The 24341-nt window shown below is 40.9% G+C and carries 24 protein-coding genes; 17 read left to right on the top strand and 7 right to left on the bottom strand.

Annotated features, from left to right (window positions below; translation table 11 throughout):
* Positions 1-179: 179 nt before the first annotated feature.
* From thiI to DYC50_RS07805, 6 genes are all read left to right on the top strand, one after another.
* Positions 180-1628 carry a tRNA uracil 4-sulfurtransferase ThiI gene (gene thiI / locus DYC50_RS07825; protein WP_115249705.1) on the top strand — a complete coding sequence of 483 codons (1449 nt, stop codon included), beginning with the start codon at positions 180-182 and terminating at the stop codon, positions 1626-1628.
* Positions 1629-1798: 170 nt separating this feature from the next.
* Positions 1799-3010, top strand: coding sequence for a sodium/glutamate symporter (gene gltS, locus DYC50_RS07820; protein WP_115249704.1), 1212 nt, complete (start codon positions 1799-1801; stop codon positions 3008-3010).
* Positions 3011-3476: 466 nt separating this feature from the next.
* Positions 3477-4976 carry a transferrin-binding protein-like solute binding protein gene (locus DYC50_RS07815; RefSeq protein ID WP_115249703.1) on the top strand — a complete coding sequence of 500 codons (1500 nt, stop codon included), beginning with the start codon at positions 3477-3479 and terminating at the stop codon, positions 4974-4976.
* Between the two features lie 79 nt (positions 4977-5055).
* Entirely contained in the window at positions 5056-5226 is a 171-nt protein-coding gene (locus DYC50_RS10660; protein WP_172459076.1) for a hypothetical protein, read from the top strand.
* Complete coding sequence (locus DYC50_RS07810; protein WP_115249702.1) at positions 5207-5860, top strand: IS1595 family transposase; 654 nt, start codon at positions 5207-5209, stop codon at positions 5858-5860. The genes DYC50_RS10660 and DYC50_RS07810 overlap by 20 nt, the downstream gene beginning before the upstream one ends.
* 30 nt (positions 5861-5890) lie before the next feature.
* Positions 5891-7273, top strand: coding sequence for a surface lipoprotein assembly modifier (locus tag DYC50_RS07805; RefSeq protein ID WP_115249701.1), 1383 nt, complete (start codon positions 5891-5893; stop codon positions 7271-7273).
* Between the two features lie 96 nt (positions 7274-7369).
* On the opposite strand, the gene DYC50_RS07800 is transcribed toward DYC50_RS07805, so the two are convergent.
* A complete protein-coding gene (locus tag DYC50_RS07800; protein WP_115249700.1) occupies positions 7370-8416 on the bottom strand; it encodes a Gfo/Idh/MocA family oxidoreductase in 1047 nt (348 codons plus the stop codon).
* Positions 8417-8425: 9 nt separating this feature from the next.
* Positions 8426-9820, bottom strand: a complete 1395-nt coding sequence (locus DYC50_RS07795) for an MATE family efflux transporter (protein ID WP_115249699.1) — start codon at positions 9818-9820, stop codon at positions 8426-8428.
* 80 nt (positions 9821-9900) lie between these two features.
* Here DYC50_RS07795 and DYC50_RS07790 point away from each other — a divergent pair, with 80 nt between their 5' ends.
* Positions 9901-10515, top strand: coding sequence for a riboflavin synthase subunit alpha (locus DYC50_RS07790; protein ID WP_115249698.1), 615 nt, complete (start codon positions 9901-9903; stop codon positions 10513-10515).
* 129 nt (positions 10516-10644) lie between these two features.
* The gene (locus DYC50_RS07785) at positions 10645-11604 is read left to right on the top strand and encodes an AEC family transporter (protein WP_115250188.1); all 960 of its coding nucleotides are present in this window, start codon (positions 10645-10647) and stop codon (positions 11602-11604) included.
* 70 nt (positions 11605-11674) lie between these two features.
* Here the strand turns inward: DYC50_RS07785 and DYC50_RS07780 are convergent, their stop codons facing one another.
* The 3 genes from DYC50_RS07780 to DYC50_RS07770 form a co-directional block, all read right to left on the bottom strand.
* Positions 11675-12484 (bottom strand): D-hexose-6-phosphate mutarotase, encoded by an 810-nt coding sequence (locus DYC50_RS07780; protein ID WP_115249697.1) that lies wholly within the window; start codon positions 12482-12484, stop codon positions 11675-11677.
* A 67-nt stretch (positions 12485-12551) separates the two neighbouring features.
* Entirely contained in the window at positions 12552-13502 is a 951-nt protein-coding gene (locus DYC50_RS07775) for a lactate/malate family dehydrogenase (protein WP_115249696.1), read from the bottom strand.
* Positions 13503-13603: 101 nt separating this feature from the next.
* Positions 13604-14485 (bottom strand): LysR family transcriptional regulator, encoded by an 882-nt coding sequence (locus DYC50_RS07770; RefSeq protein ID WP_115249695.1) that lies wholly within the window; start codon positions 14483-14485, stop codon positions 13604-13606.
* A gap of 107 nt (positions 14486-14592) precedes the next feature.
* Between DYC50_RS07770 and DYC50_RS07765 the strand changes: the two genes are divergently transcribed.
* The 4 genes from DYC50_RS07765 to DYC50_RS07750 all read left to right on the top strand — a co-directional run bounded on the left by DYC50_RS07765 (position 14593) and on the right by DYC50_RS07750 (position 16571).
* Positions 14593-14832, top strand: a complete 240-nt coding sequence (locus DYC50_RS07765; protein WP_103855086.1) for a DUF896 domain-containing protein — start codon at positions 14593-14595, stop codon at positions 14830-14832.
* A gap of 69 nt (positions 14833-14901) precedes the next feature.
* Positions 14902-15771 carry a pirin family protein gene (locus tag DYC50_RS07760; protein WP_115249694.1) on the top strand — a complete coding sequence of 290 codons (870 nt, stop codon included), beginning with the start codon at positions 14902-14904 and terminating at the stop codon, positions 15769-15771.
* A 171-nt stretch (positions 15772-15942) separates the two neighbouring features.
* On the top strand, positions 15943-16215 hold the full coding sequence (locus tag DYC50_RS07755; RefSeq protein WP_245934874.1) for an AbrB/MazE/SpoVT family DNA-binding domain-containing protein: 273 nt from the start codon (positions 15943-15945) through the stop codon (positions 16213-16215).
* Positions 16215-16571, top strand: a complete 357-nt coding sequence (locus tag DYC50_RS07750) for a type II toxin-antitoxin system PemK/MazF family toxin (RefSeq protein WP_245934873.1) — start codon at positions 16215-16217, stop codon at positions 16569-16571. The genes DYC50_RS07755 and DYC50_RS07750 overlap by 1 nt, the downstream gene beginning before the upstream one ends.
* Positions 16572-16634: 63 nt before the next feature.
* Here DYC50_RS07750 and DYC50_RS07745 read toward each other — a convergent pair whose 3' ends face one another.
* Together DYC50_RS07745 and dacB are read right to left on the bottom strand one after the other, a co-directional pair.
* Positions 16635-17429, bottom strand: coding sequence for an MOSC domain-containing protein (locus DYC50_RS07745; protein ID WP_115249692.1), 795 nt, complete (start codon positions 17427-17429; stop codon positions 16635-16637).
* 3 nt (positions 17430-17432) lie between these two features.
* On the bottom strand, positions 17433-18875 hold the full coding sequence (gene dacB, locus DYC50_RS07740) for a serine-type D-Ala-D-Ala carboxypeptidase (protein ID WP_115249691.1): 1443 nt from the start codon (positions 18873-18875) through the stop codon (positions 17433-17435).
* A 196-nt stretch (positions 18876-19071) separates the two neighbouring features.
* Between dacB and kdsA the strand changes: the two genes are divergently transcribed.
* From kdsA to lolE, 5 genes are all read left to right on the top strand, one after another.
* A complete protein-coding gene (gene kdsA, locus DYC50_RS07735; protein ID WP_115249690.1) occupies positions 19072-19926 on the top strand; it encodes a 3-deoxy-8-phosphooctulonate synthase in 855 nt (284 codons plus the stop codon).
* Positions 19927-20008: 82 nt separating this feature from the next.
* Positions 20009-20950: a 2-hydroxyacid dehydrogenase gene (locus DYC50_RS07730; protein ID WP_103852544.1), complete on the top strand. Its 942-nt coding sequence runs from the start codon at positions 20009-20011 to the stop codon at positions 20948-20950.
* Positions 20951-21020: 70 nt separating this feature from the next.
* Positions 21021-22211, top strand: coding sequence for a lipoprotein-releasing ABC transporter permease subunit (locus DYC50_RS07725; protein ID WP_115250186.1), 1191 nt, complete (start codon positions 21021-21023; stop codon positions 22209-22211).
* Between the two features lie 73 nt (positions 22212-22284).
* Entirely contained in the window at positions 22285-22974 is a 690-nt protein-coding gene (lolD, locus tag DYC50_RS07720; RefSeq protein ID WP_115249689.1) for a lipoprotein-releasing ABC transporter ATP-binding protein LolD, read from the top strand.
* Positions 22975-24228, top strand: a complete 1254-nt coding sequence (gene lolE / locus DYC50_RS07715) for a lipoprotein-releasing ABC transporter permease subunit LolE (RefSeq protein WP_115249688.1) — start codon at positions 22975-22977, stop codon at positions 24226-24228.
* The last annotated feature ends 113 nt before the right edge of the window (positions 24229-24341 follow it).

Genomic DNA, 24341 nt, shown 5'->3' with positions numbered 1-24341 from the left:
GACTTGTTAAAGCCTATAGCAAGATTGTTGCGCAAAAAATCTCAGAAAAAAGCACCGCACTTTTGTTTCCCTTGCTTAGCGCCAAAACAGGCGAGAGCAGCAGACGAGAAAAATTTGGGATTTGTAAAAGATGTTGTACAATACCGCCCAATTTTTTTGCTTAAAACAGAAGTATTCCAATGAAATTTATTATTAAACTTTTCCCTGAAATTATGATTAAAAGTGAAAGCGTGCGTAAGCGCTTTATTAAAATTTTGACAGGGAATATTCGCAATATTTTGAATAAATATGATGATACGGTGGCCGTGGTGAAGCACTGGGACTATATCGAAGTGCGGTCAAAAAATGCGGAAAATCGTGCCTTATTAATAGAACTATTAGGACGAATCCCCGGCATTCATCATTTTCTTGAAGTGGAAGAAAAACCGTTCAACAACGTGCAAGATATCTTCCAACAAACTTTGCAAGATGTAGCACCGTTGCTTGAAAACAAAACCTTTTGTGTGCGTGTAAAACGCAAAGGCAAGCACGATTTCTCTTCTCTTGATGTGGAACGCTATGTCGGCGGTGGCTTAAATCAACATATCGCCAGCGCAAAAGTGAAGCTCAGCAAACCTGATGTTACCGTTCGCATTGATATTGAAGACGACAAAATGATGCTGGTGAAAGCCCGTCATACAGGGCTGGGCGGTTATCCTATTGGCACGCAAGAAGATGTGCTTTCGCTTATCTCGGGTGGCTTTGATTCGGGCGTATCCAGTTATATGCTGATTCGCCGTGGCTCGCGCGTGCATTATTGCTTCTTTAATCTGGGTGGTGCAGCGCACGAAATCGGAGTAAAACAAATGGCGTATCACATTTGGAATCGCTTTAGTGGCTCGCACAAAGTACGTTTTGTGGCGATTAATTTTGAGCCTGTGGTGGCAGAGATTTTAGAGAAAATCGACAACGGCCAAATGGGGGTGGTGTTAAAACGAATGATGGTGCGTGCTGCAAGCAAAGTGGCAGAGCGTTTTGGTATTCAAGCCATTGTTACGGGCGAAGCGCTAGGTCAAGTTTCTAGCCAAACGCTGACTAACTTACGCTTAATCGATGAAGCCGCAGATGCGCTTGTGTTGCGCCCTTTGATCACACACGATAAAGAACAAATCATCGCAATGGCAAAAAACATTGGTACTGATGATATTGCGAAATCAATGCCGGAATTTTGTGGCGTGATCTCAAAAAATCCAACGGTTAAAGCGGTGCGAGAAAAAATTCTTAGCGAAGAAAATCATTTTGATTTCAGCGTATTAGAAAGTGCGGTGCAAAATGCGCAATATTTAGATATTCGCCAAATTGCAGAACAAACGGAAAAAGAAGTGGTGGAAGTGGACACCATTTCCGTATTAGGCGAAAACGACATTGTCATTGACATTCGCAGCCCTGAAGAAACAGACGAAAACCCATTAGAACTGGCAGGGCAGGAAGTGCGTTTAATCCCATTCTATAAACTTTCTACTTTATTTCCAGACTTAGACCAAAGCAAAAATTACGTCCTTTACTGCGAACGCGGCGTAATGAGCAAACTCCAAGCCCTTTATTTAAAAGAAAATGGGTTTGGGAATGTGAGAGTGTTTAGAAAATAGTTGTTAGTAGATAGGCGATAAAAAAGAATGCACCATTGAAGAATGGTGCATTTTTATTTGAAAAATTTGAGCTCGTCACATTTTTTAATATCCATTGTTGTATTCAATTTATATTTAACTAGGATACAAATGTTAAATTTATGTTAAAAATGTAAATAAAAGGGGTGGCTATGTTAATAAAAGTGGGAATGTTTCAAACCTTAGCGCTTGCCGTAGTAGCGATTTATGTTGGGGAATTTATTCGTCAGCAATTTCCAATCTGGAAAAAATATTGTATTCCTTCTCCTGTTATTGGTGGTGTGATTTTTGCGTTACTAACAACGTTAAGCCACAGTCTAGATTTAATTTCCTTTCAGTTTGACTATAAGACGATTAATACATTTTTCTATAATGTGTTTTTTGCCGCAATGGGGTTTGCCGCAAGTTTTGCACTATTAAAGAAAGGGGGGAAATTAGTCCTTATTTTCAGTGTATTAGCTGCTATATTGGCGATTTTGCAAAATGTTTTAGCTCTCGGTGTTGGAACATTGTTGGATATGAACCCATTAACTGCATTAATGGCAGGTTCTATTCCATTAACGGGTGGACATGGTAATGCTGCTGCGTTCGCGCCGTTAGCAGAGCAGCAAGGTGCGGTTGGCGCAATGGAAGTTGCAATTGCTGCCGCAACCTTTGGTTTGGTGGCGGGCTGTATGCTTGGTGGGCCATTAGGCAGAGGTTTGATAAAAAAACACCATTTAGAACATCAGGTAGAAAATGGGCAGGTTATTGAGCGTGAAGATAATGGCATTCTTGCCAAAATTAGTTATCGCCGTTCAAGCCAAGCCGCATTTTTATTGCTTTTGGCTTGTGGTATTGGGCAAACGCTCTTTTACCTTACACAAGTCGCATTTCCTAAAGTGAACATTCCTATTCACGTAATGAGTATGTTGGGAGGGGTGGTTTTACGTTTAATTTTGGATACGAGAAAGCGTGACAATCAAGCCTTGTATGAAACCATTGGCATTATTGGAGAGATTTCCCTTGCCATTTTCGTTTCTGTGGTGATTATTACGATGCAATTATGGAAACTTGCCGATTTGGCGATACCGTTAATTGTTATCTTGGTTTTGCAAGTCTTATTGTGCTATGTATTTTGCGTTTTCATTACGTTTAGATTATGTGGTAAAAATTATGACTCAGCAGTGATAGCCACAGGTCATTCCGGTTTCGGATTAGGAGCTGTTCCTGTTTCAATGGCAACAATGACTGCGGTTTGCGCCCGCTATCGCTATTCCAAGATTGCTTTCTTTGTTGTGCCGTTAATCGGTGGATTTATTAGTAATATTAGCAATGCCTTAATTATTACTTTTTTCCTTAATGTTGCAGAGACAATGCTCTAATAAAAATCCACCTGAGAGGGTGGATTTTTTTAATTTTATTGCGCTGAAGGCGTTTTAGCTCTTTTAAGAATAAATGCCCAACCTGTAGAGATGAATAGTAGGGGAATACTACTGTGATTATCTCTCAGTTATTCGCATTTCTTTTTCTAATAGCCCAAATATGCCATTGGGAATAGCATTAACTTGTTTACAATCTTAATTTCTGCAACGAACATTTCGTCAGTTTAACTGACTTTTTCTTTTTACCATTTTATCCAAAATAGAACATCTATCTGCTATCTAAAATAGTTTATAAAAAAATTAAAAAATATTAAATAGCCGCTTGACTTATGATTTCGGGGGGGGGGGGGGTAGAATAGGTGCCGACCAGATTTAGCTAAATTTGGTATGGTTTAAGGTTTAATTCTATTCCATGGAATAAAATCTGTCTGTTTAATTATCAGATAAAATTATTTAAGGAAATTAAATGATGAAAAAAGACAACGCAATCAAATTTTCATTGACATTAGTAGCATCAGTTATTTTAGCTGCTTGTAGTTCTTCAAGCGGTGGTAGCTCTGATGAGCCAGCTCAAAATAACGTTTCAAACGAAACAACTCAACAAGTTGTAACTCCAGCAGAAGAAACTGTTGCTCCAGCTGGTAACACAGAACCTTCTCCAGTTGGTTACAAAGTTGTAAACAAAACTGAGTCAGACTTCCAAGTAAAAGGTCGTGCTGACGAAGGTAGAAACTCTGTAGCTGGTGTTGTTGAGTCTATGTTAACTCAAAAACCAGAACCAAGTTTTGATACATTAGTAATTGCTGCTCCAACAAATAAAGCAGGTAACACATCAATCGCTTATGTAGAAGATTTAGATGTTACTGAGCAAGCTAATGGTGTTGGTAAATTACAACATATCTACCTTGGTGCTCAAACTAAAGAGGGTGGTGAAGCGCGTAGTGATGTTCACAATGAATATGGCAACATTACCAAAACTAAAACTCAGGGTACAGAAACTGGTTCAGTTTTAGTTTATGAAGCTAACCGTCAAAACTACACTGACTTCCACGCTGATAACAGAAGTGCAACTAAAGAAGATACTGTTGCAGAATTATATGGTCGTAACACAATGGGAAGCGACAAAGTAGTTAATGCTACAGCGAACTTACCATTAGCAGATCACTATGGTGAACTTGCAACTAAACGTGGTGATGGTCACTTACAATTAGTTCAATATGGTCGTGTAACAACTGCATTAGATTCTAGCAACTTACAAGATGGTAATAAAACTTTAGCTGCTAACTTCAAAGAGGGTGTCGAATTAGCAGGTGACTTAGAATCTTATGTTGTAGGTTATGCTCAATATAATGATGTTTCTAAAGAAGATAACTACTTTGCTCGTGGTATCAACAATATCTCAGCTGGAGATTTAGCTACATTAGAAGGTAAATTGACTTATAAAGGTCACGCTGTAACTTATGGTTTAGATCACAGCATCCATGGCTTAAAAGATGCTGAAAATGCTCCAACATCATTACAAGGAGTTAACCCAGAGGAATTCGTAAGTGGTACTCACGTATTAGCTGATGTAGATTTAGGTTCTCGTAAAGTAGATGGTAAACTTTATGATATGTTTACTGTAAACGGTGCTGATCACGAAAGCAAATTAGTTAAATTCAACGGTGATTTAGCTGCAAATGGTACAATCACAGGTACATCAGAACTTGCTTATGGTCAAGTTGATGCTGCTAACCGTGAAGGTACTTTCAATGCGACTATCTATGGTAACAAAGAAGTTGGTTTAGATAAAACTGAGTTAGCTGGTGCTGTAGCAAGTAACGTTGGTGGTGAAGGTAAATGGGGTGCTGTATTTGGTGCTGAAGACGTAACTGATAAAGTTATCGCTCCAGTTGGGCCAAGCAACCCACTAGGCCAAGCTGAAAACGCAGAACAAGGTCGTGGTACAGTTAATAAAGTAAACTAATTTTTACTTTATGATAAAACAAAACAGCTCCTTTAAGGAGCTGTTTATTTATTATTTCAATGAATGTTAGGAAAAGTGAATGCAAGTAAAAAAATATTTCACGATTACGTTACTATCTTCTCTTGCAATGACTGCTTATGGAAATGAAGTTAATCAGCAGATTATTCAAGCTCAGCAGCAAGATAATAGTAGGGGCTGTAGTAGATTAGCAACAATGCTATACTACAAAAATGAAGATAACATATTGTAAATTAAAGAAATCCATACAGAAAAAACTGCTTGAGTTTTTTGTTGCAGAAGTTACTGCAAGAACAGCAGCAAATTTGCTAGATATTCAACCGAATACAGCCGCTTTGTTCTACCATAAAATCAGGCTTGTGATTGGCTATCATTTATCCCTTGAAGTTAACGAGATTTTTGAGGGGGAAATTGAACTAGACGAAAGCTATTTTGGTGGTCATCGAAAGGGAAAACGAGGACGAGGAGCGGCTGGAAAAGTTGCTGTTTTTGGGTTACTAAAACGACAAGGAAAGGTATTTACTGTTGTGGTTGAAAACACCAAGAGTGAAACATTACTCCCTGTTATTAAAAGAAAAATCAAGCCTGATAGCTGGGTTTATACGGACACTTATCGCAGTTATGATGCGCTTGATGTGAGTGAATTTCACCACGAACGAATCAATCATTCCGAGCTATTTGCGGTGAAACAAAATCATATTAATGGCATTGAAAATTTTTGGAATCAGGTGAAGCGGATACTGCGAAAATATAATGGAATTAACCGAAAAAACTTTCCTTTATTCTTGAAGGAATGTGAATTTCGGTTTAACTTTGGGACACCAAAAGAGCAGTTAAAAATATTGCGAAAATGGTGTGAAATTTAGGGCTAATCTACTACAGCCCCTAATAGTAATATGGATCGCTATGCCATTGAGCAAGAGCGTCAGCAATTAAGAAATGAATTGACCTATCAGCAAAAAGTTTCTGAGTTGAAAAAGAAAGATGATGGCTATGTTCGACTTACTGGTAAAGAATTACGTGAAAATCCTGCTATATTAGAGCGTTTATTCCTTGATTCCTTAATTAAAATGAATAAAGCTATTCTTCCTAGCTTAATTGGAATTTATAAAAATGTTCCTGAAAGAGATGAATCTCTTATCGAGTGGGCGGAAGCATTATTAGCAACAGATAAGAGTTTAGGTACTGCAAGTGATAAATTCAGTAAGTTAAATAAAAATTTCCCGAATAATGATTTTATTGCGTTTCAATACGCGAGCGTTTTATTCGCGAATAAACGCTATGTTGAATCAGAAAAACTGTTTAAACAATTAAGTTCATCAGCTAGAACTAAGCAAGATGATGAAGTTTATCAACAATATCTTAAGGCGATAGATCAAAAATCTGAATGGAATTTCCGTTTAGATAGTAATTTTTTAAATGACAGAAATTTGAATCAAGCTGCTCCAGCAGGAACAACTTGGACGTTGCCTAATGGTGGAACTTATACATACAATACTGAACGCCAGAAAGGGAAAGGAATTGCATTAGGTTTAAGTACAGATAAACAATTCTTTTTAAATGATGGACAATATATAGCCTTTAATGCTTCAGCTAGAGGTAAATATTATTGGAATAACCATAAATATAATGATTTAAACCTGAATGCGGGTATCGGCTATGGTTATCAAGATGCAAAATTTGGTGTTGAAGTTCGTCCATATTTTTCTAAACGCTTATATCGTGGTGGTTTAAGTGATTATGGCTCATTAGATTCTTATTCTAATACATGGGGAAGTTCACTCTCTTTAAATTATTGGTTTATGCCAAGACTGAGATATAGTACTTATTATAACTTCTCTCGTACGATCTATAATAAAGACGCCAACCATATTAGTAATGGAAATGGTCATTTCTTAACAAATGCGCTAACTTATTTCACGCCTAGCGGTCAATATTTTTATGGTGCGCTTGACCTTGGTTGGAAGAAAGCTGAAGAAGATACAGAATCTTATTTTAGAAAAGGAATTCGTTTTTCTTGGGGAAGAGAATGGCCTTATGAATTTATGTCTAGCATAACCTTAGGTTATTCAATAGTAGAAAGAAAAGAAGCCTTGCTATACGACATTAAGCAAAAAGATAAGACATATTTTAGTTCTTTATCTCTTTCCAATAAGAAATTAAGTTATAAAGGCTTTATGCCGAAATTAACTTGGTCTTATACAAAGGTGAAAAGTAATTACCCAATTTTTTCTTACAATGCTAACGATCTAATGTTAGAAGTAGAAAAAACATTTTAACTTATGATGTTTAGGCCAATGTGATAATTGGCCTTTATTTTTATCATAAAAACACTTCGTTTACCTATATTGCTTAGATGCAATAAGAGCTGTTATTTACAAATTAATAGCCATTTGCATTCCTTTCTCTGCACTTTCATAGATCAACGCAATCAATTTCAGCACGTCAGTGGCTTGTTGGGCGGTAACTTGTAATGGGGCTTGTTCGCGGAGAGCGGCGTAGATGTTGTCGTAATAGGCTTGGTAGTTGCCGCGTTCGGTTTCGATGGGGCTGCGGATTACAATGCCGTTGATTTCGGTGTGCAGTAGTCCCCAGTCTTTTTCAGGCTCAGCGTTCCAATCGCCTTGTGGTTTTATGCCTTTGAGCAATAGGGCTTCCTGGTTATCCATTGTGGCTTTGATGTAGCTCCCTTTAGTGCCTTGCAACATAATATAAGGGGCAGGTTCGCGGGCGCATTTGGTGGAAGATAACACCACTTTTTTGTCCGCATAATAGAAAATAATTTCAAAGTTATCTTCTGATTTTGCGCCTGCACGTTGTGCTTTCATATCCGCATAAAGTGCGGTGGGAATGCCGAATAAATCCACGCAATGGTCGATCAAATGCACGCCTAAATCATAAACTAGCCCAGAGCCAAATTCGCCCGTTTCTTTCCACGCTTTGCTATTAGGTTTTTGGCTGAACCGTTCGTAACGCATTTCATAATGCACAATGTCGCCCAACATTCGATGTTCAAGCAGTTTTTTCACCGTTAAAGCACCATTATCCCAACGGCGATTTTGGTAAACTGAAAGCATCACATTATGTTGTTTGGCGAGTTCGTCTAGCTCTTGTGCTTGCGCAGGGTAAACCGCAAGGGGCTTTTCTACGATGACATTTTTGCCTGCCAAAATAGCTTGTTTTGCCATTTCGTAATGGGTGAGATTAGGCGTGGTGATAATCACCAAGTCAATTTCTGGGCTGAGCAGTTGTTCAAACTGATGTACCACTTCAATATAAGGATAGGCCTGTTTCGCTTTTTCGCTGCTGCGTTCAAACACTTTACGCACTTGAAAACGCGGATCGAGATCTAAAAAAGGCATATGAAAGGTTTTGGCGGACATTCCAAAACCTGCAATGGCGACATTAATGATTTTTTCCATTTGATTTTCCTATTGAATTTCTTTTAATTTCTGCAAAATTTGCTGTTCAGGTAAGGCCTGAATTTTGCGAATACGTTGGATAAGCAGCACGGCGGCGACCGTTAAACTCACCACAAATCCCACCCAGAATCCTGCCGCGCCAATGCTTGGCATTAGCCAATCGGTACGCGATAAAATATAGCCCAATGGCATTCCAATGCCCCAATAACAGAACATTGTGATGTATAAAATAGATTTGGTGTCTTTATAGCCACGCAATGCCCCTGCGGTGATCACCTGAATGGTATCGGAAAATTGGTATAAGGCAGAAATTAACAGCAAATGGCTGGCGATTAGGATCACTTGTTTATCGGTAACATAAATTTTCGGGATCTGTTGATTGAATAACACAATGATAGACGCGGTAATACAAGCTAAGGCTAATCCCACCGCAAGGGCAGAGTGAAACACCACTTTGGCTTGCTTTAATTGCCCTTCACCTAAACGTTGCCCCACTAAAATGGTGGTTGCCATTCCTAAGGAAATGGGGAAGGTGAAAATAAATGAACTTGTTGTTAAAGCCACTTGATGGCTTGCTACCACATCTGTACCCAGTGGGGAGAGCAAAAGGGAAGAAAGGGCAAATAATGCCACTTCACAAAATAACGCAATACCAATAGGGAAGCCTAAGCCTAGCACTTTTTTTAAGGTGGAAAAGTCAGGTTTTTCAATGATTTTATCAAAAAGATGAATATCACGCTGACTGCGAGCTTGACGTGAATAGCTAATCATCATTAAGCACATTGCCCAGTTTACGATTGCCGTTGCAATGCCACAGCCCACCGCACCAAAGGCTGGCACACCAAGTTTGCCGTAAATAAAAATATAATTAAGCGGAATATTAAGAAATAATCCCGCAAAGGTGATCAGCATTGTTGGCGCCGTTTTGGCGATACCGTCATTTAAACAGCGAAAATTGATCATTAGCAAATAACCGGGTAAGCCCCACAGCATTGCGTGCAGATAATCAATAGTAATTTGTGCCAATCTTGGCTCCATTTTCATATGGCTGATGACATAATCGCTATAATAAATAAACAAACCAAGAGGAATACAGCTTAGCACTACCACCCACATACCTTGTCGCACATAATGAGCGATCCGCTGGCGTTGGCCTGAACCATTGAGATAAGAAATAATCGGCGGCAAGGCAAGCAGTAAACCGTGTCCTAATAAAATTAGCGGTAACCAAATGGACGCACCCACCGAAATCGCCGCCATATCCGCCGCGCTGACGCGACCAGCCATAATGGTATCCACAAAACCCATTGAATTTTGTGCCATTTGCGCCAGTAAAATGGGGAAGGCGATCGCCACCAATTTGCCCATTTCTTGGCGATGATGTTGAATGAAACTAAATAACATAAAAATATCCGAATTTGTTATATACTATTGCAAGTTTTACCGAATTTACGGTGATGATTTTTAAGATAAGAGAGCTAATTATGTTTACAGGAATCGTGCAGGGCGTAGCCCAAATTCATTCTATTGATGAAAAATCTCATTTTAGAACACAGGTAGTGAAAATGCCACAGGAATTAACCGAAAATCTGGAAATTGGTGCGTCTGTGGCAAATAACGGTGTCTGCTTAACCGTAACCAAAATTGAAGGGGATCTCGTCAGCTTTGATTTAATGACGGAAACCCTACGTATTACCAATTTAGGCGAATTGTGCCAAGGGGATTGGGTGAACATTGAGCGTGCGATGAAAATGGGCGATGAAATCGGCGGACATATTTTGTCTGGCCACGTTTACACCACCGCCAAGGTTTCGCAGCGTATTGTGTCAGAAAATAACCTGCAAATTTGGTTCGAGTTGCCAGATCCGGCCTTGATGAAATATATTCTCACTAAAGGATTTATCGCCATTGACGGCATCAGCCTGACTATTGGCGAAGTGAAAGGTAACGAGTTTTGCGTAAACCTTATTCCAGAAACCATTCATCGCACCTTGATCGGCAAGCGTGAAGTGGGGGATTTAGTGAATATTGAAATCGATCCACAAACCCAAGCCATTGTGGATACGGTAGAACGCTATTTAGCCAGCCGTGGTGAATAATGGCATAAAATGAAAAACTAAAGTGCGGTCGAAAATTACGAAATTTTTCACCGCACTTTTTTAATCGCATTCTGTGTTACGATGTGGCAATATTCAGTAAACGGCACGCAACAGCGATATGGGGGCAATATGCAAAATGATTTTTGGAGTTCCGCGCTTTTTTCCATAAGCGTAACTTTACCGACCTTATTGTTGTTAATACTCGGCATCGGGCTGCGAAAACGCAAAATCATTGACGATAAATTCAGCCAGCAAGCCACCAGCGTGGTGTTCAAAATCACCTTGCCCGCCTTACTCTTTCTTAACGTGTTTAAAAATCCCATTGCTGAACTGAATGAACAACTGGTGATGATTTGGGCGTGCGTGCTAGGAACCTTATTATTGTTCCTTTGTGCAGAAATTTTCGCCGCAAAATTTGTGCAAGAAAAGCAAGAACGTGGCACTTTCGTGCAAGGGGTTTATCGCGGAAATTGTAGTATTTTAGGGCTAGCATTTTGCCTAAATGCCTATGGCGATGCCGCATTAGTGCCAGCCACCATTTATGCCGCCACCACGGCGATTATTTACAACGTGTTAGGGGTGATCACCTTAAGCCGCTCCCTTTCTGACGGCAAAGTGAATATTCCACGAATGATCTTAAATGTGGTAAAAAATCCCTTAATTATCAGCATAGTATTAGGCTTTTTAGCCAGTTATTTAAAATTGGCCATTCCTAAATTTATGCTCACCACAATCCAATATCTCGCCACAATGACCTTACCGCTTGCGTTGATCTGTGCTGGTGTCAGCATTGAATTAAAAGCCTTGTATAAAATTTCAGGCATTTCTTTATGGGCAAGCATAGGACGAGTGATTGTTGCACCGATTTTTATGGTGTTGCTGGGCAAATTATTTGGCTTTAGCGGCGTGAATTTAGGCGTGATTTTCTTAATGAATGCCACCCCAATGGCGGCTGCGGCTTATGCAATGGTGCGTGGAATGGGCGGCAACGCCAACACGGCAGCGAACATTATTGGCATTACCACTTTCGCATCAATGTTTATCTCTGCTTTGGGCTTAACCATTTTGCACCAAATGGGTTGGGTGTAAGCATAACGTTTAATAAAAAACAAAAGGGCGAAAATCTTCGCCCTAAAATTTGTTAAAAAATCACCGCACTTTATGGGTTAAGCGAGATCTTCACCGCACAGCATTCGCCTTGTTGGAGTGGTTGTGCAATTCTTGCAGTTTCCAAACAAACCATTGTTTTATAACCTGTTTCGCTAATTCCACCAGTGGCTTTATGCCAAGGATTCCACAGCACCACATTGCTTGCATTATGATGTGCCACATTAATTGTACGCCCGTCCCCTTTATCGACAATTTGATGCGAAACAGGAGATTGCACGGTATAAATGCAATCAATATGCTGATCAATTAAACGTGGGGAAGGCACATTTTCTTGCTGCTGCGTTAATGCGTTGAAACATTCCGTAGGCAAGTTTTGCACTTTCACATTGGCCACATCGCTTAAATTAAAATAACTGTGCAAAGCAAGTTGGGCAGGTTCTTGTCCGTAATGCTGAAAAATAATTTCGCAATCTTGGCTAAAGATCATTGTGGTTTTGGCTTCAATTAAATGATCTGATGAAAATAAGCAAAATTCCAACCGCACTTTGTTTTCTTCAATTTCATAATCACTGAGCTGCCATAAACTGATGCGCGCATAACCGTGCGCGGGGGATTTTGCGCCACCAAACCAAGGATAGCAAATTGGCACGCCACCACGAATGGCATTGCCTAAGGTAAAAGGTTCAATTTCACTCAGCCAAAGCACGTCTTTCTGCGCGCCTTTCGGCTGCCAGCTAAATAAATGTGCGCCTTGAAGCGAGATTAAAGCTTTGCCCACTGGGTGATCTAACGCGATCACAGGGATTTCATTATATTGCTGCAAACTTAATGCTGGGGTGAGTTGTTTGATGGTTTTCATTGTATCTCCTAAAAGTGCGGTGGTTTTTTCTAAAATAATAGGCGAACTTTGTCCGCCTATTCTGTAATTAACAATTCAACCCTGTGCTTTCTGCCACTTGCTCAACCACTTGGCGTAAGGCTTTGGCGCATTGGTGAAGTTGTTCTAGCTCATTGGCAGGCAGTTTGTATTTCAAAATGCGTTCTACGCCTTTGCTGCTGATGACCATTGGCACGTTCACCACCACATCGTTTAAGCCGTATTCGCCGTTGAGCATTGTGCCAACGGGCAAGACAGAATATTCATTAATGCTAATGGCGCGAATAATGCGGAACACGCTCGCTGCAATGGCGTGGTTGGTGTTGAGTTTTAAGCTGAACACTTCCAAACCAATGGCTTTGGTGGCTTTGAGTAGCTCTTGTGGATCGAGCATCGGCACATCGTTTTGCTGGCAAAAATCATCGATTTTTTGCCCAGCGATATTGACGATACTCCAAGGAATAAAACTATTGGCGCCGTGTTCGCCCATCACATAACCGAATACGTTTTTCGGATCGATTTTTACTTTATCGGCAATAATTTTCATCATTCGCGCCGTGTCCACCACACAACCTGCGCTAATCACACGGTGAGCGGGGAAGTTCGTATTACGAATAATGAAGTGGGTGAGAATATCACAAGGATTGGTGACCACAATGATAATCGCATTTGGCGTGTAGCGTTCTAATTGACGGGCAATATCCACGGTGATTTTCGCATTGATATGACCGATTTCTAAGCGATCTTGCCCCACTTTAATTTGTGCGCCAGCGGTGATCACCACCACATCGCTATCACGGGTATCTTCATATTCACCGGAAATAATTTTGGTGTTTTTAGCGAAGGTTAATGCGCTGGTATGGCTGAAATCTAACTGTTCGCCACGAGTACGCTCTTTGTTGAGATCCACCAAGACTACTTCTTGGCATTCACCCATAGTCAGAAGATAATTACAAATGCCTACGCCCACCGCGCCTGCACCGATAATGGATACTTTCATTGTGTTTTCCTGTATTTGTTATAAGTTAAGTTGTTTTCAAAAGGGCGTTAATCTTACTTTATCTGTTTGCCTTGCTCAACGCCTGAATAGAAAGTGCGGTGTTATTTTTGCGAATTTTTTGCTATTTCGCTTAAAAAATTAACAAATGTTCGCACCGTTGGCGCCAGCCCGCGATTTTTATAATAAATGGCATATAAAGGCACGCTTTCCACTTGCCAATCGGGTAATAATTTTTGCCAATGAGGTTGAATTAAGCCTGAAAGCTCAGGCAGCAGGGCAATGCCGTAGCTATCTTCAACAAGCTGCGCTAACACGGAAGCATCATTGGCTTGTAAGGCTTTTTTCCCTTGAATTAATTCTCGTTGATTGCCCTGCTTGAAAAGCCAATTTTTGCCATCACTTTTATGCAGCAAGCGGTGGTTTTTCAGTTCTTGTGGGGTGTGTGGCGTGCCATTTTCCTTTAAATAATGAGGTGAAGCGTAAACCCCAGAATCAATATCTAATAAATGTTTGGCAACCACATCATCAAGATCAAGCTCACCAATACGCAAGGCAATATCTACGCCTTCTTGCAATAAATTTGCACGGCGGTTTTCCATTGTAATATTCAGTTCAACATCAGGGTGTTGTTGCAGATAGTACGATAAATGTGGTGTGAGCCAATAACGCAAAATTTCACTAGAAATGGAAAGACGTAGCAACCCACGAGGCGTGGCTAAGCAATCTGCCACAGAATTCACCGCACTTTCTGCCGCTTCCACCGCAATTAAAGCGTGTTGATAAAAATGTTCACCCAGATCATTTAAACGTACCCCATTACGATTGCGATCGAGCAGTTTGCTGCCCAGTTGGTTTTCTAATTCTGTCAAACGGCGGCTTAAGCGAGATTTTGGCACGTTCAGCTGTTCCGCCGCGTGGGTTAGGCTACCTGATTGGATCACGGTAACAAAAAAGCGCATATCATTAAGATCGATTTGTTGCATAAATAGAACCTTTTGTTTCAAATTTGACTATTGTTCACTGTATAGAACAAGTATAAACTACGCCACAAGAAATAAGCAAACAGTTTATATAGAGAAGGAGAAAGAAAATGCGTATTTTGGAATTAGATAGAATTAACGAATTAGCTCGCAAAGCAAAAGTTACCGCACTTTCTGAAGCGGAATTAAATGAGCGTAGTGCGTTACGTCAGCGTTATTTAGCAGCAATCCGTGGACAATTAACCAATATTTTATCCACCGTAAGTGTGGTTGATCCAGATGGCAATGATGTTACCCCAACTAAATTGCGTGAAGCACAACGTAGTGGAATGCAAGTTGCCACTTATTAATGAAGTAACCGCCCTGAATATTCAGGGCATCACAAAAAACAGAATTGATTAAATTTAGGAGAAAAAATTATGCGTACAGTAAATCGAGTATATCAAGCACCACAACAACATTGGGTGGGCGATGGCTTTTATGTATCACCTTTATTTTCACATAGCCAACAGGATAAAGTAACTAGCCCGTTTTTAATGCTAGATTACGCAATGCCAATGGAGTTTAAACCTCATAACGGCGCACCAAGAGGTGTAGGGGCACATCCACACGCAGGATTTGAAACCGTCACAATCGCATTACAAGGTGAAGTAGAACACCGTGATAGCGATGGTAACGGCGGCGTAATTGGCTCGGGCGATGTGCAATGGATGACCGCAGGAAATGGGATCGTTCACCAAGAGTTCCATAGCGAAAACTTCAGCCGCACAGGCGGAATGTTTGAAATGCTACAACTTTGGGTAAACTTGCCAGCGAAAGACAAAAACGCCCCAGCGGGTTATCAAAGCATTAAAGCGGCAGATATTCCAACTTATCACTTTGCGGATAATGCAGGAACAGCACGCATTATTGCTGGTGAGCTTGACAGCCTAAAAGGCCCCGCTCGCACCTTTACTGAGTTAAATATGTGGGAAATGGATATTAACGCAAACCACAGTGTCACCATTAACGTGCCAGAAACCCATCATTTAATGTTGGTGGCATTACGCGGATCTGCTGTGATCAACGACAGCGACCGTGCAAATCCAACAGAATTGGTGATTTTCAACCACGAAAGCGGCGAAGTAAAAATCACCGCAGGTGATGAAAACGTGAAAATGGTGCTACTCAGCGGCGTGCCAATTGATGAGCCAATTGCGGCCTACGGCCCGTTCGTAATGAACACCCGCGAAGAATTAATTGAAAAATTCAATGCGTTTAACAAAGGTGAGTTTGGTGATATTCATTAATCATCAATAACCAACCAAATAACCAACCAAGTGCGGTGGTTTTTAGGAAAATTTTCTCTAAAACCACCGCACTTTTTTATTTTGATTAAGAATGAATTTGATTGTGAAGTTAACAAAATTTCTTTATGATGTGTTACAAAGTAACACGAATAAAGGAAATAGAAAGGGAATATGATGCAAGGCAGATTAAGACAACAAGGTGGGGCGATTATTTTAACCGTGCCAAATTCTATTGCCCTTCAAATGGGTTGGCAAGCAGGCAATGTGTTGAATATTGAAACGAAAAATGAAACGGTCGTGCTAAGTTCGGCTAAGCGTCAGCCTAAGGGGCGAAAAAATCTTGCTCAGCTATTAGAAGGCATTGATAGCCAAGAAATTGCAGCGTTAAACGCTGATGTTGCTGAAGTGATGGAAAGCCCTGCAAAAGGTAAAGAAGTATGGTAATGCGCGTGCCAAAAAAAGGGGAGATTTGGTATGTAGATCCTGATCCAACATCAGGGCGAGAACTACGTAATCCCCATTATTTTATTGTGATTTCTGAACAGGTATTGAATCAGGCATTGGGCGTAGCAATTTGTTGTCCTATTTCTAGTGGTGGAAACGCGGCACGTTCGCAAAGCATTACCGTTGCATTAGACGGGGCTAGCACGAAATCAGGAAAGGTAACTGGCGTTATTCTTTGTCATCAAATACGATCGCTTGATTTGAGCGCTCGCAATGCAAAATTTGCTACTATGGCAGAATCTTATTTGGTAGATGAAGTGGTGATGAAATTAGTGGATCTCATTGATCCACAGTAAAATGGTTGATATAAAAAGTGCGGTGGTTTTTAGGAAAGTTTTCCCTAAAACTACCGCACTTTTTTATTTCAATGTCAAAATTTTCACTTCATCATTTACGCGAATAATCCCCGTATTCAACGGAATTAAATTAATGCCGAAAAGTGGTGCGCCTTGTTCGTTGCGGTTGAGTTTTTTCAGCGTGCGGAAAGGTTCCATTTTCGGATCGGCTTGGTTGGTGGTAGGGTTGCGAGTGGTGAGAACGCAGCGTTCGCAAGGTTTGCTGTGTAAGAATTTGACTTCACCGATTTGAATTTCACCCCATTGCTGTTCTTCAAAAGGGGCGATGCCGTCAATAATTAAATTTGGACGGAATTGCAGCGGTGAAATTGAACTTGGGCAAGCTTGCTGTACCGCGTTAAAAGACGCATCAGTGGTGAGTAAAAGTGGGTAGCCATCTGCAAAAGAAAGCGGTTGGTCGGGGTAGCGTTTAATTTTGCGTTGCGTGTGTTCGCCTGTCCAGCGCAATTGCACGGCACGGCCCATTTTTTCGCTAAACCATTGATTTATTTGTTGCGGCGCAAGCAACGAGTTAAATTCATTCCCCCACACTTCGCAGGCTTGGCTTTGCTGAAAATCCGTATATTGAACTTGAATGGTTGAACCGTCTTTATGCTGAATATATAAACCAAGCGGTGTTGGCAATGCGTGGAAGTGGTAAAGTCCCGCATCTTTGCGTGCTGTGATAAAGGTGCCGTCTAATTCTGTCAGCATAAAGGTGCGATCAAAATTCAGCCCTTGCGGTTGAACCACGGCTTGCGCCACTTCATAACTTTGCGTAGATTTGATGGGGTATAAGTAAATATGCTGTAATTTCATTGCTTAATCCTGATAAAGTTGGTTGTAAAGGGCATTTTCAAAACGTACTAATGGTGCACGTTTGGTTTTGTTTTCCAGATCGCCCGTGGAATAGCCGTTGATAAATTGTACGAAGGCAATATGTTCTCCTTTCGCATTTTTCATAAAACCTGCGAGATTATAAACCCCTTTTAACGCACCTGTTTTCGCGGAAATATTTTGCGCTAAAGGGGGATTGATCATCGAACCCCGTCCGCTTAATGTGCCATCTACTCCCGCAATGGGAAAGCTGTCTAATAAATGCAGTTGCGTTTCGTGATTGGCAATATATTCAAGGGCTTGTAACATAATATTAGCAGAAATTAAGTTGTGGCGTGAAAGCCCAGAGCCATCGGCGATAACGCTATTATCAAATTTTATCCCTGCTTGAGATTGCAAAATTTGGCGCATTGCTTTCGCGGAAAGTTGAAAGGACGCAGGGCGTTTGTAATAGTGATAACCAATGGTGCGAAAGAGGGCATCGGCAATTTGGTTATCAGATTTTTTCATCATTTTTTTGATCAAATCTGGTAGGGGCTTAGACAAATGTTGCGCTAAAAACTGCTCTTTTTGTGCGGTGCGAGGCTGTTGGATTTTGCCATTAAATGCAATGCCAAGACGGTTTAATTGACGTTGAATAATGGCTGCTGCATAAGCATTGGGATCTTGCACAGCAAAACTGAGCGCAAAAGGTTTACTTTGACGAGCAAGACAGCCTTTAATTTGATAGCGATTGTTGTCGTGCAACACGGCATCAAGTTGGCAATAAGGCGCTTCTTCTTTGCTTGCCACACGCACTTGACCGAACACTTGCACAGGATATTGCGCTGGCACATTGAATTTCACCAATTCACCCGTAGGCAAATTGGCATCAAGATCCACATAAAAACAGTTGTGATTGATATTCACCGCCGCAGGGGGTGAATTAAAGCACATTGACAAATCATTCCAAATCCAGCCTAAGCCACGATCGTGTCCTGTAAACACGGAAGTATCTAAAATAAGATCACCCGTAATGCGCTGAATACCTTGTTGTTTTAATTGGGCAAGTAGCTGATATAGTTGATCACTGGTTAAATCTGGGTCGCCAGTAAATTTGATAATTAAGTTACCGCGTAACTCGCCATTTTTAATATCACCTTGGCCTAGCAGACTTGTTTCAAAATGAAATTCATCGCCAAGAGTCAGTTTGGCAGCGAGCGCAGTAAATACTTTTTGCGTACTTGCAGGAAGCATAAAGGTTTGTGGATTAAGTGCGGTGAGAATTTCTTGCGTTTTTAAATTTTTCGCCACAAAAGAAAGACTCGTTCCCGCAGGAAGCTGCGTGCTGAGTTGTGCCACGTCCACTTCAGCAGCACTATATGGCGTGTGCAAAGCAAAGGAAATGCCTAATGCAAAAGGCAGTAGTTTTGATGATAATTTGTACATAAATAATCGCTATGGTTGCTATTTTTTTTTAGAAACACAATAATAGTGCCGGATACTGCGAGAGTAAAATTATTTCTCGCATAAAATGGTGTAATAACGCGGTTTACATCAAAATGATTTTTGAGCTACGGCAAAGCTGAACAAAGAAAATGGGGCGCTTTGTCGTGGTTTTGTTTCTAAATATAAAGAGAAAATTATGCAAAATAAAATCATCAACATTGGCAATATTGAAGTGGCTAATGATAAACCATTTGTTCTATTTGGTGGAATGAATGTGTTAGAAAGCCGTGATATGGCAATGGCAGTGTGTGAAAAATATGTTGAAGTAACGCAGAAACTCAATGTGCCTTATGTGTTCAAAGCGTCTTTTGATAAAGCGAACCGCTCGTCAATTCATTCTTACCGTGGGCCGGGAATGGAAGAGGGGTTGAAAATTTTCCAAGAATTAAAAGACACCTTTGGCGTTAAAGTGATTACCGATGTACACGAAATTTATCAATGCAAACCTGTGGCTGAAGTGGTTGATGTAATTCAGTTGCCAGCATTTTTGGCGCGTCAAACCGATCTTGTTGAAGCAATGGCGCGCACAGGGGCGGTGATCAACGTGAAAAAACCACAATTCTTAAGCCCAGGGCAAATGGGGAATATCGTAGAAAAAATTGAAGAATGTGGTAACGATAAAGTGATCCTTTGTGATCGTGGGACTAACTTTGGCTATGATAACCTTATTGTAGATATGCTTGGCTTTAGCGTAATGAAAAAGGTTTCCAAAGGTTGCCCTGTGATTTTTGACGTAACCCATTCTTTGCAATGTCGTGATCCTTTTGGTGCAGCATCAAGCGGTCGCCGCGCACAGGTAACAGAATTAGCACGCTCCGGGCTAGCTGTAGGGCTAGCAGGATTATTCCTAGAAGCACACCCTGATCCGAAAAATGCCAAATGCGATGGGCCTTCCGCGTTGCCATTAGCTAAATTAGAAGCCTTTGTAAGCCAAATGAAAGCAGTAGATGATTTGGTTAAGTCTTTTGAGGAATTAGATACCGCGAATTAATGCGATAAAATCTAAATTCTCTTACCAAAGTGCGGTAAGTTTTTACCGCATTTTTCTATTTATAAGATTAAAGGAGCATTTTATGAAAATTGTTTTTCTTGATAGCACAGCCATTCCAAAACACATTCCTATTCCACGCCCTAACTTTGAACATCAATGGGTGGAATATGAGCATACTTCGCCGGAACAAACCATTGAGCGCGCGAAAGATGCGGATATTGTGATTACTAGCAAAGTCGTGTTTGATCGTGAAACAATGAAACAGCTCCCGAACTTAAAGTTAATTGCGATCACCGCCACAGGCACAAATAATGTAGATTTAGAGGCGGCAAAAGAGTTAGGCATCGCAGTGAAAAATGTTACAGGCTATTCTTCTGTTACCGTGCCTGAGCACGTTTTAGGGTTAATTTTTGCTTTAAAACATAGTTTAATGAATTGGTATAAAGATCAGCTCAGCGCCAAATGGGCAGATAGCAAACAGTTCTGCTATTTTGATTACCCGATCACCGATGTGAAAGGTTCAACCTTAGGTGTTGTGGGTAAAGGCAATCTTGGTAAAGAAATTGGCCGTTTAGCCGAAGCGCTAGGAATGAAGGTGATTTATGCGGAACGCAAAGGGGCGACAACAGTGCGTGAGGGTTATTTACCTTTTGAGCAAGTGTTGCAAGAAGCGGACATTGTTACCCTACATTGTCCTTTAACGCCTGAAACTACCAATTTGATCAACGCCGAAACATTAAAATTAATGAAGCCAACGGCATATTTAATCAACACAGGGCGCGGGCCTTTAGTCGATGAAAAAGCCTTAGCAGAAGCGTTAGAAAATGGCACAATCGCAGCCGCGGCTTTAGATGTGTTAGTGAAAGAGCCGCCTGAGAAAGATAATCCACTTATTCAAGCGGCAACGCGTTTACCAAATTTAATTATCACCCCACACGTTGCTTGGGCATCTGATGGTGCGGTGGAAATTTTAGTGAAAAAAGTAACACAAAATATGGAAGAATTTGTCGCAACGGGCAAATAAATTTATTATCGAACGAAATTTCCCCTGTTATGCAGGGGAAATTTGTTATTTCAACCCTTAAATAATAATGATGAATTTACCGATTTCTTTATTTATTGCCCTGCGTTATTGGCGAGCGAAAAGTGCGGATCGTTTTGGGCGATTAGTTACCAACCTTGCGATGATGGGGATTGTGCTGGGTATTATGGCGTTAATCATCGTGCTTTCGGTAATGAATGGTTTGGAAAATCAACAAAAAAAACAAGTGCTTTCCACCATTCCCCACGCCATAATTATGCCAAAGTCAGGCCATTTATCCCGTGAAGCACCAACACCGACAATGCCAGCTTTTGTGCAGCGCGCCATTCCGATTAACACCACTAATGTGATTTTACAAGCACCACAAGGCGTGAGTGCAGGGCAAGTGATAGGTATTCAACATTTTTCTGACGATCCTTTATTAAGCCATTTTCAAACACAATCTTTTGAACAATTATTACCCGCAGGCGAATTTAAATTGGTAATGGGATCGCAATTAGCGCAAAAATTACATTTACAAATTGGCGATAAAATCCGTTTAATGATCACGGAAAATAGCCAATACACGCCCTTTGGTCGTGTGCCTGTGCAACGCTTATTTACCATTAGCGATATTTATTTTTCTTCAGGGCAAAATGACAGCAATGCCGTATTTGCCAATCTTTCCGATATTGGTAGATTGATGCGTATTGGCCCACAGCAAATGCAAGGTTATCGCTTATTTTTACGCGATCCTTTTGATATTACCGAACTTCCTAACTATTTCAGTGCCGATGAATGGCAGATAACCGATTGGCGTAGCCAAAAAGGGGAGTTTTTCCAAGCGGTAAAAATGGAAAAAAATATGATGGGCTTGTTGATTAGCCTGATTATTGTAGTCGCCATTTCAAATATTATCACGTCGCTCAGCTTAATGGTGGTGGATAAGCAAGGGGAAATTGCCATTTTGCAAACCCAAGGGCTGAATAAATCGCAAGTACGCAGCCTGTTTATTTGGCAGGGGCTATTAGTAGGCATTAGTGGAACTTTGATCGGCACACTGCTTGGCGTGCTAACCACGTTAAATTTAGATTCCATTATGGCGTGGTTTAGTGCAGAAAATATTCGTTTGCCGACAGAATTAAATCTTTCGCAGATTGTGATTATTGTTGCGATATCCTTATTATTTTCTTTATGCTCAACGATTTATCCTGCGTACCGCGCGGCACAAATTGAGCCAGCAGAAGCCTTGCGCTATGAATAATGCGTAACAAAGTGCGGTGCTTTTTTACGAAATTTTTTACTACAAAACGAAACAGAAAAACAACGAGAAAAGAATGACAGAGAAGCAAATTTTACTCAGCTGCCAAAATTTAACCAAAGTTTACCAAGAAGGGGAAAACCAAACGCAAGTGCTAAAAGACGTTACTTTCTCAATGGAAGAAGGAGAATTGGTGGCGATTGTGGGCAGTTCAGGTTCGGGCAAAAGTACCTTATTGCATACCCTAGGCGGCTTAGATCAGCCAACCAGCGGTGAAGTGTTCATTAAAGGGCAATCTTTGCAAAAGGCAAGCGCTGATGAATTGGCGAAATTGCGCAATCAATATATGGGGTTTGTCTATCAATTTCATCATTTAATGGCAGATTTTAGCGCACTAGAAAACGTGATGATGCCGATGTTGATTGGTAAGCAAAATCGTAGCGAGGCGCAAGACCGTGCCGAAAAAATGTTGCAGGCGGTGGGCTTATCGCATCGCATTAATCATCGCCCTTCTGCGTTGTCTGGCGGTGAGCGTCAGCGTGTCGCCATTGCCCGTGCTTTAGTGAATAATCCTGCTTTAGTGCTAGCTGATGAACCCACAGGGAATTTAGATCGCAAAACCACAGAAAGCATTTTTGAGCTTATTTTGAAATTAAACCAAGAGCAAAAAATTGCCTTTTTATTGGTTACGCACGATTTGCAGTTGGCGGAGAAACTTTCTCGCCGAATGGTGATGCAAGATGGTGTCTTGCGTGGAGAAAGCTAGATGAACGCACCCTTTTTTATTAGCTGGCGTTATCAGCGTGGTAAGCAGAAAAATCGTTTGGTTTCACTGATTTCAATGTTTTCGACCCTTGGCATCGCCCTTGGTGTGATGGTGTTGATCGTGGGGCTAAGTGCGATGAACGGCTTTGAACGTGAGCTAAATAAACGCATTTTAGCGGTTGTGCCACACGTTGAAATTTCTGCTTATTCTGAACAAGGCGAGAGTACGCCAATAAAAAATTGGCAAAATTTAACCGCACTTTTAAAACAAGATCCTAGCGTGGTGGCGAGTTCCCCTTTTGTCAGCTTTACCGCGTTGGTAGAAAATGGCACGAAGTTAAAAGTGGTGCAAGTGAAAGGCATTGAAGCAGACAAGCAAGATCGAGTGAGTGCCTTAGGACAATTTGTATTAGGCGATGGCTGGCAAAATTTCTCTCGTGAAGGCGGGTTAGTCCTAGGCTCTGGCATTGCGCGTGAATTAGCGGTGCAAGAAGGGGATTGGGTAACGCTGTTGATTTCCCAATCAGACGGCACCAATAATTTTACCCAGCCAATGCGTGAGCGTATGCAAATTACAGGGATTCTGCGCCTTGACGGCCAGCTCGATCACAGTTATGCCTTAATTCCCCTTGCAACTGCGCAGCAGTTTTTGGATTATTCAGCCGATGAAGCGAGCGGCGTGGAGCTAAAAGTGCAACAGCCTTTCGCTGTGCAACAGCTGGATTATCCAACCTTGCAACAATATCCACAATTTTTGTCCGCGCAAAATTGGATTAGTAAATTTGGCTATATGTACCGCGACATTCAGCTTATTCGCACCGTGATGTATTTAGCAATGGTGCTAGTGATTGGCGTGGCGTGCTTTAATATTATTTCAACTTTGATTATGGCGGTGAAAGACAAGCAAGGCGATATAGCCATTATGCGTACCCTTGGCGCAAATGATGGCTTTATTAAGCGAATTTTTATTTGGTATGGCTTACAAGCTGGAATGAAAGGCTGTGTCATCGGGCTGCTGTTAGGCTGCGTAACGGCATTAAATCTCACCCAATTAATTAAAGGCATTGAATTTTTAATTGGCAGAAAACTGCTTTCAGATGGTGTGTATTTCGTGGATTTTTTGCCAAGTGAACTTCATTGGCAAGATATTGCGGTGGTTTTTGTGGTGGCCTTAGTACTAAGTTTGATCGCCAGTTTATACCCAGCAAGTCGCGCCGCGAAATTACAACCTGCGCAAGTTTTAAGCAGTCATTAAAAATTTATCAATAATATTTTTAAACTAGTTTACTAGTACAAAAATGCGTGTTACATTGACACACAATGAAGTATTCGCAATGCGGATAAGCAAGTAACTATAAAATACAAACT

This window comes from Avibacterium avium (assembly GCF_900454535.1).
GTDB lineage: Bacteria > Pseudomonadota > Gammaproteobacteria > Enterobacterales > Pasteurellaceae > Avibacterium > Avibacterium avium.
This window is presented reverse-complemented; position numbering and strand designations above follow the sequence as displayed.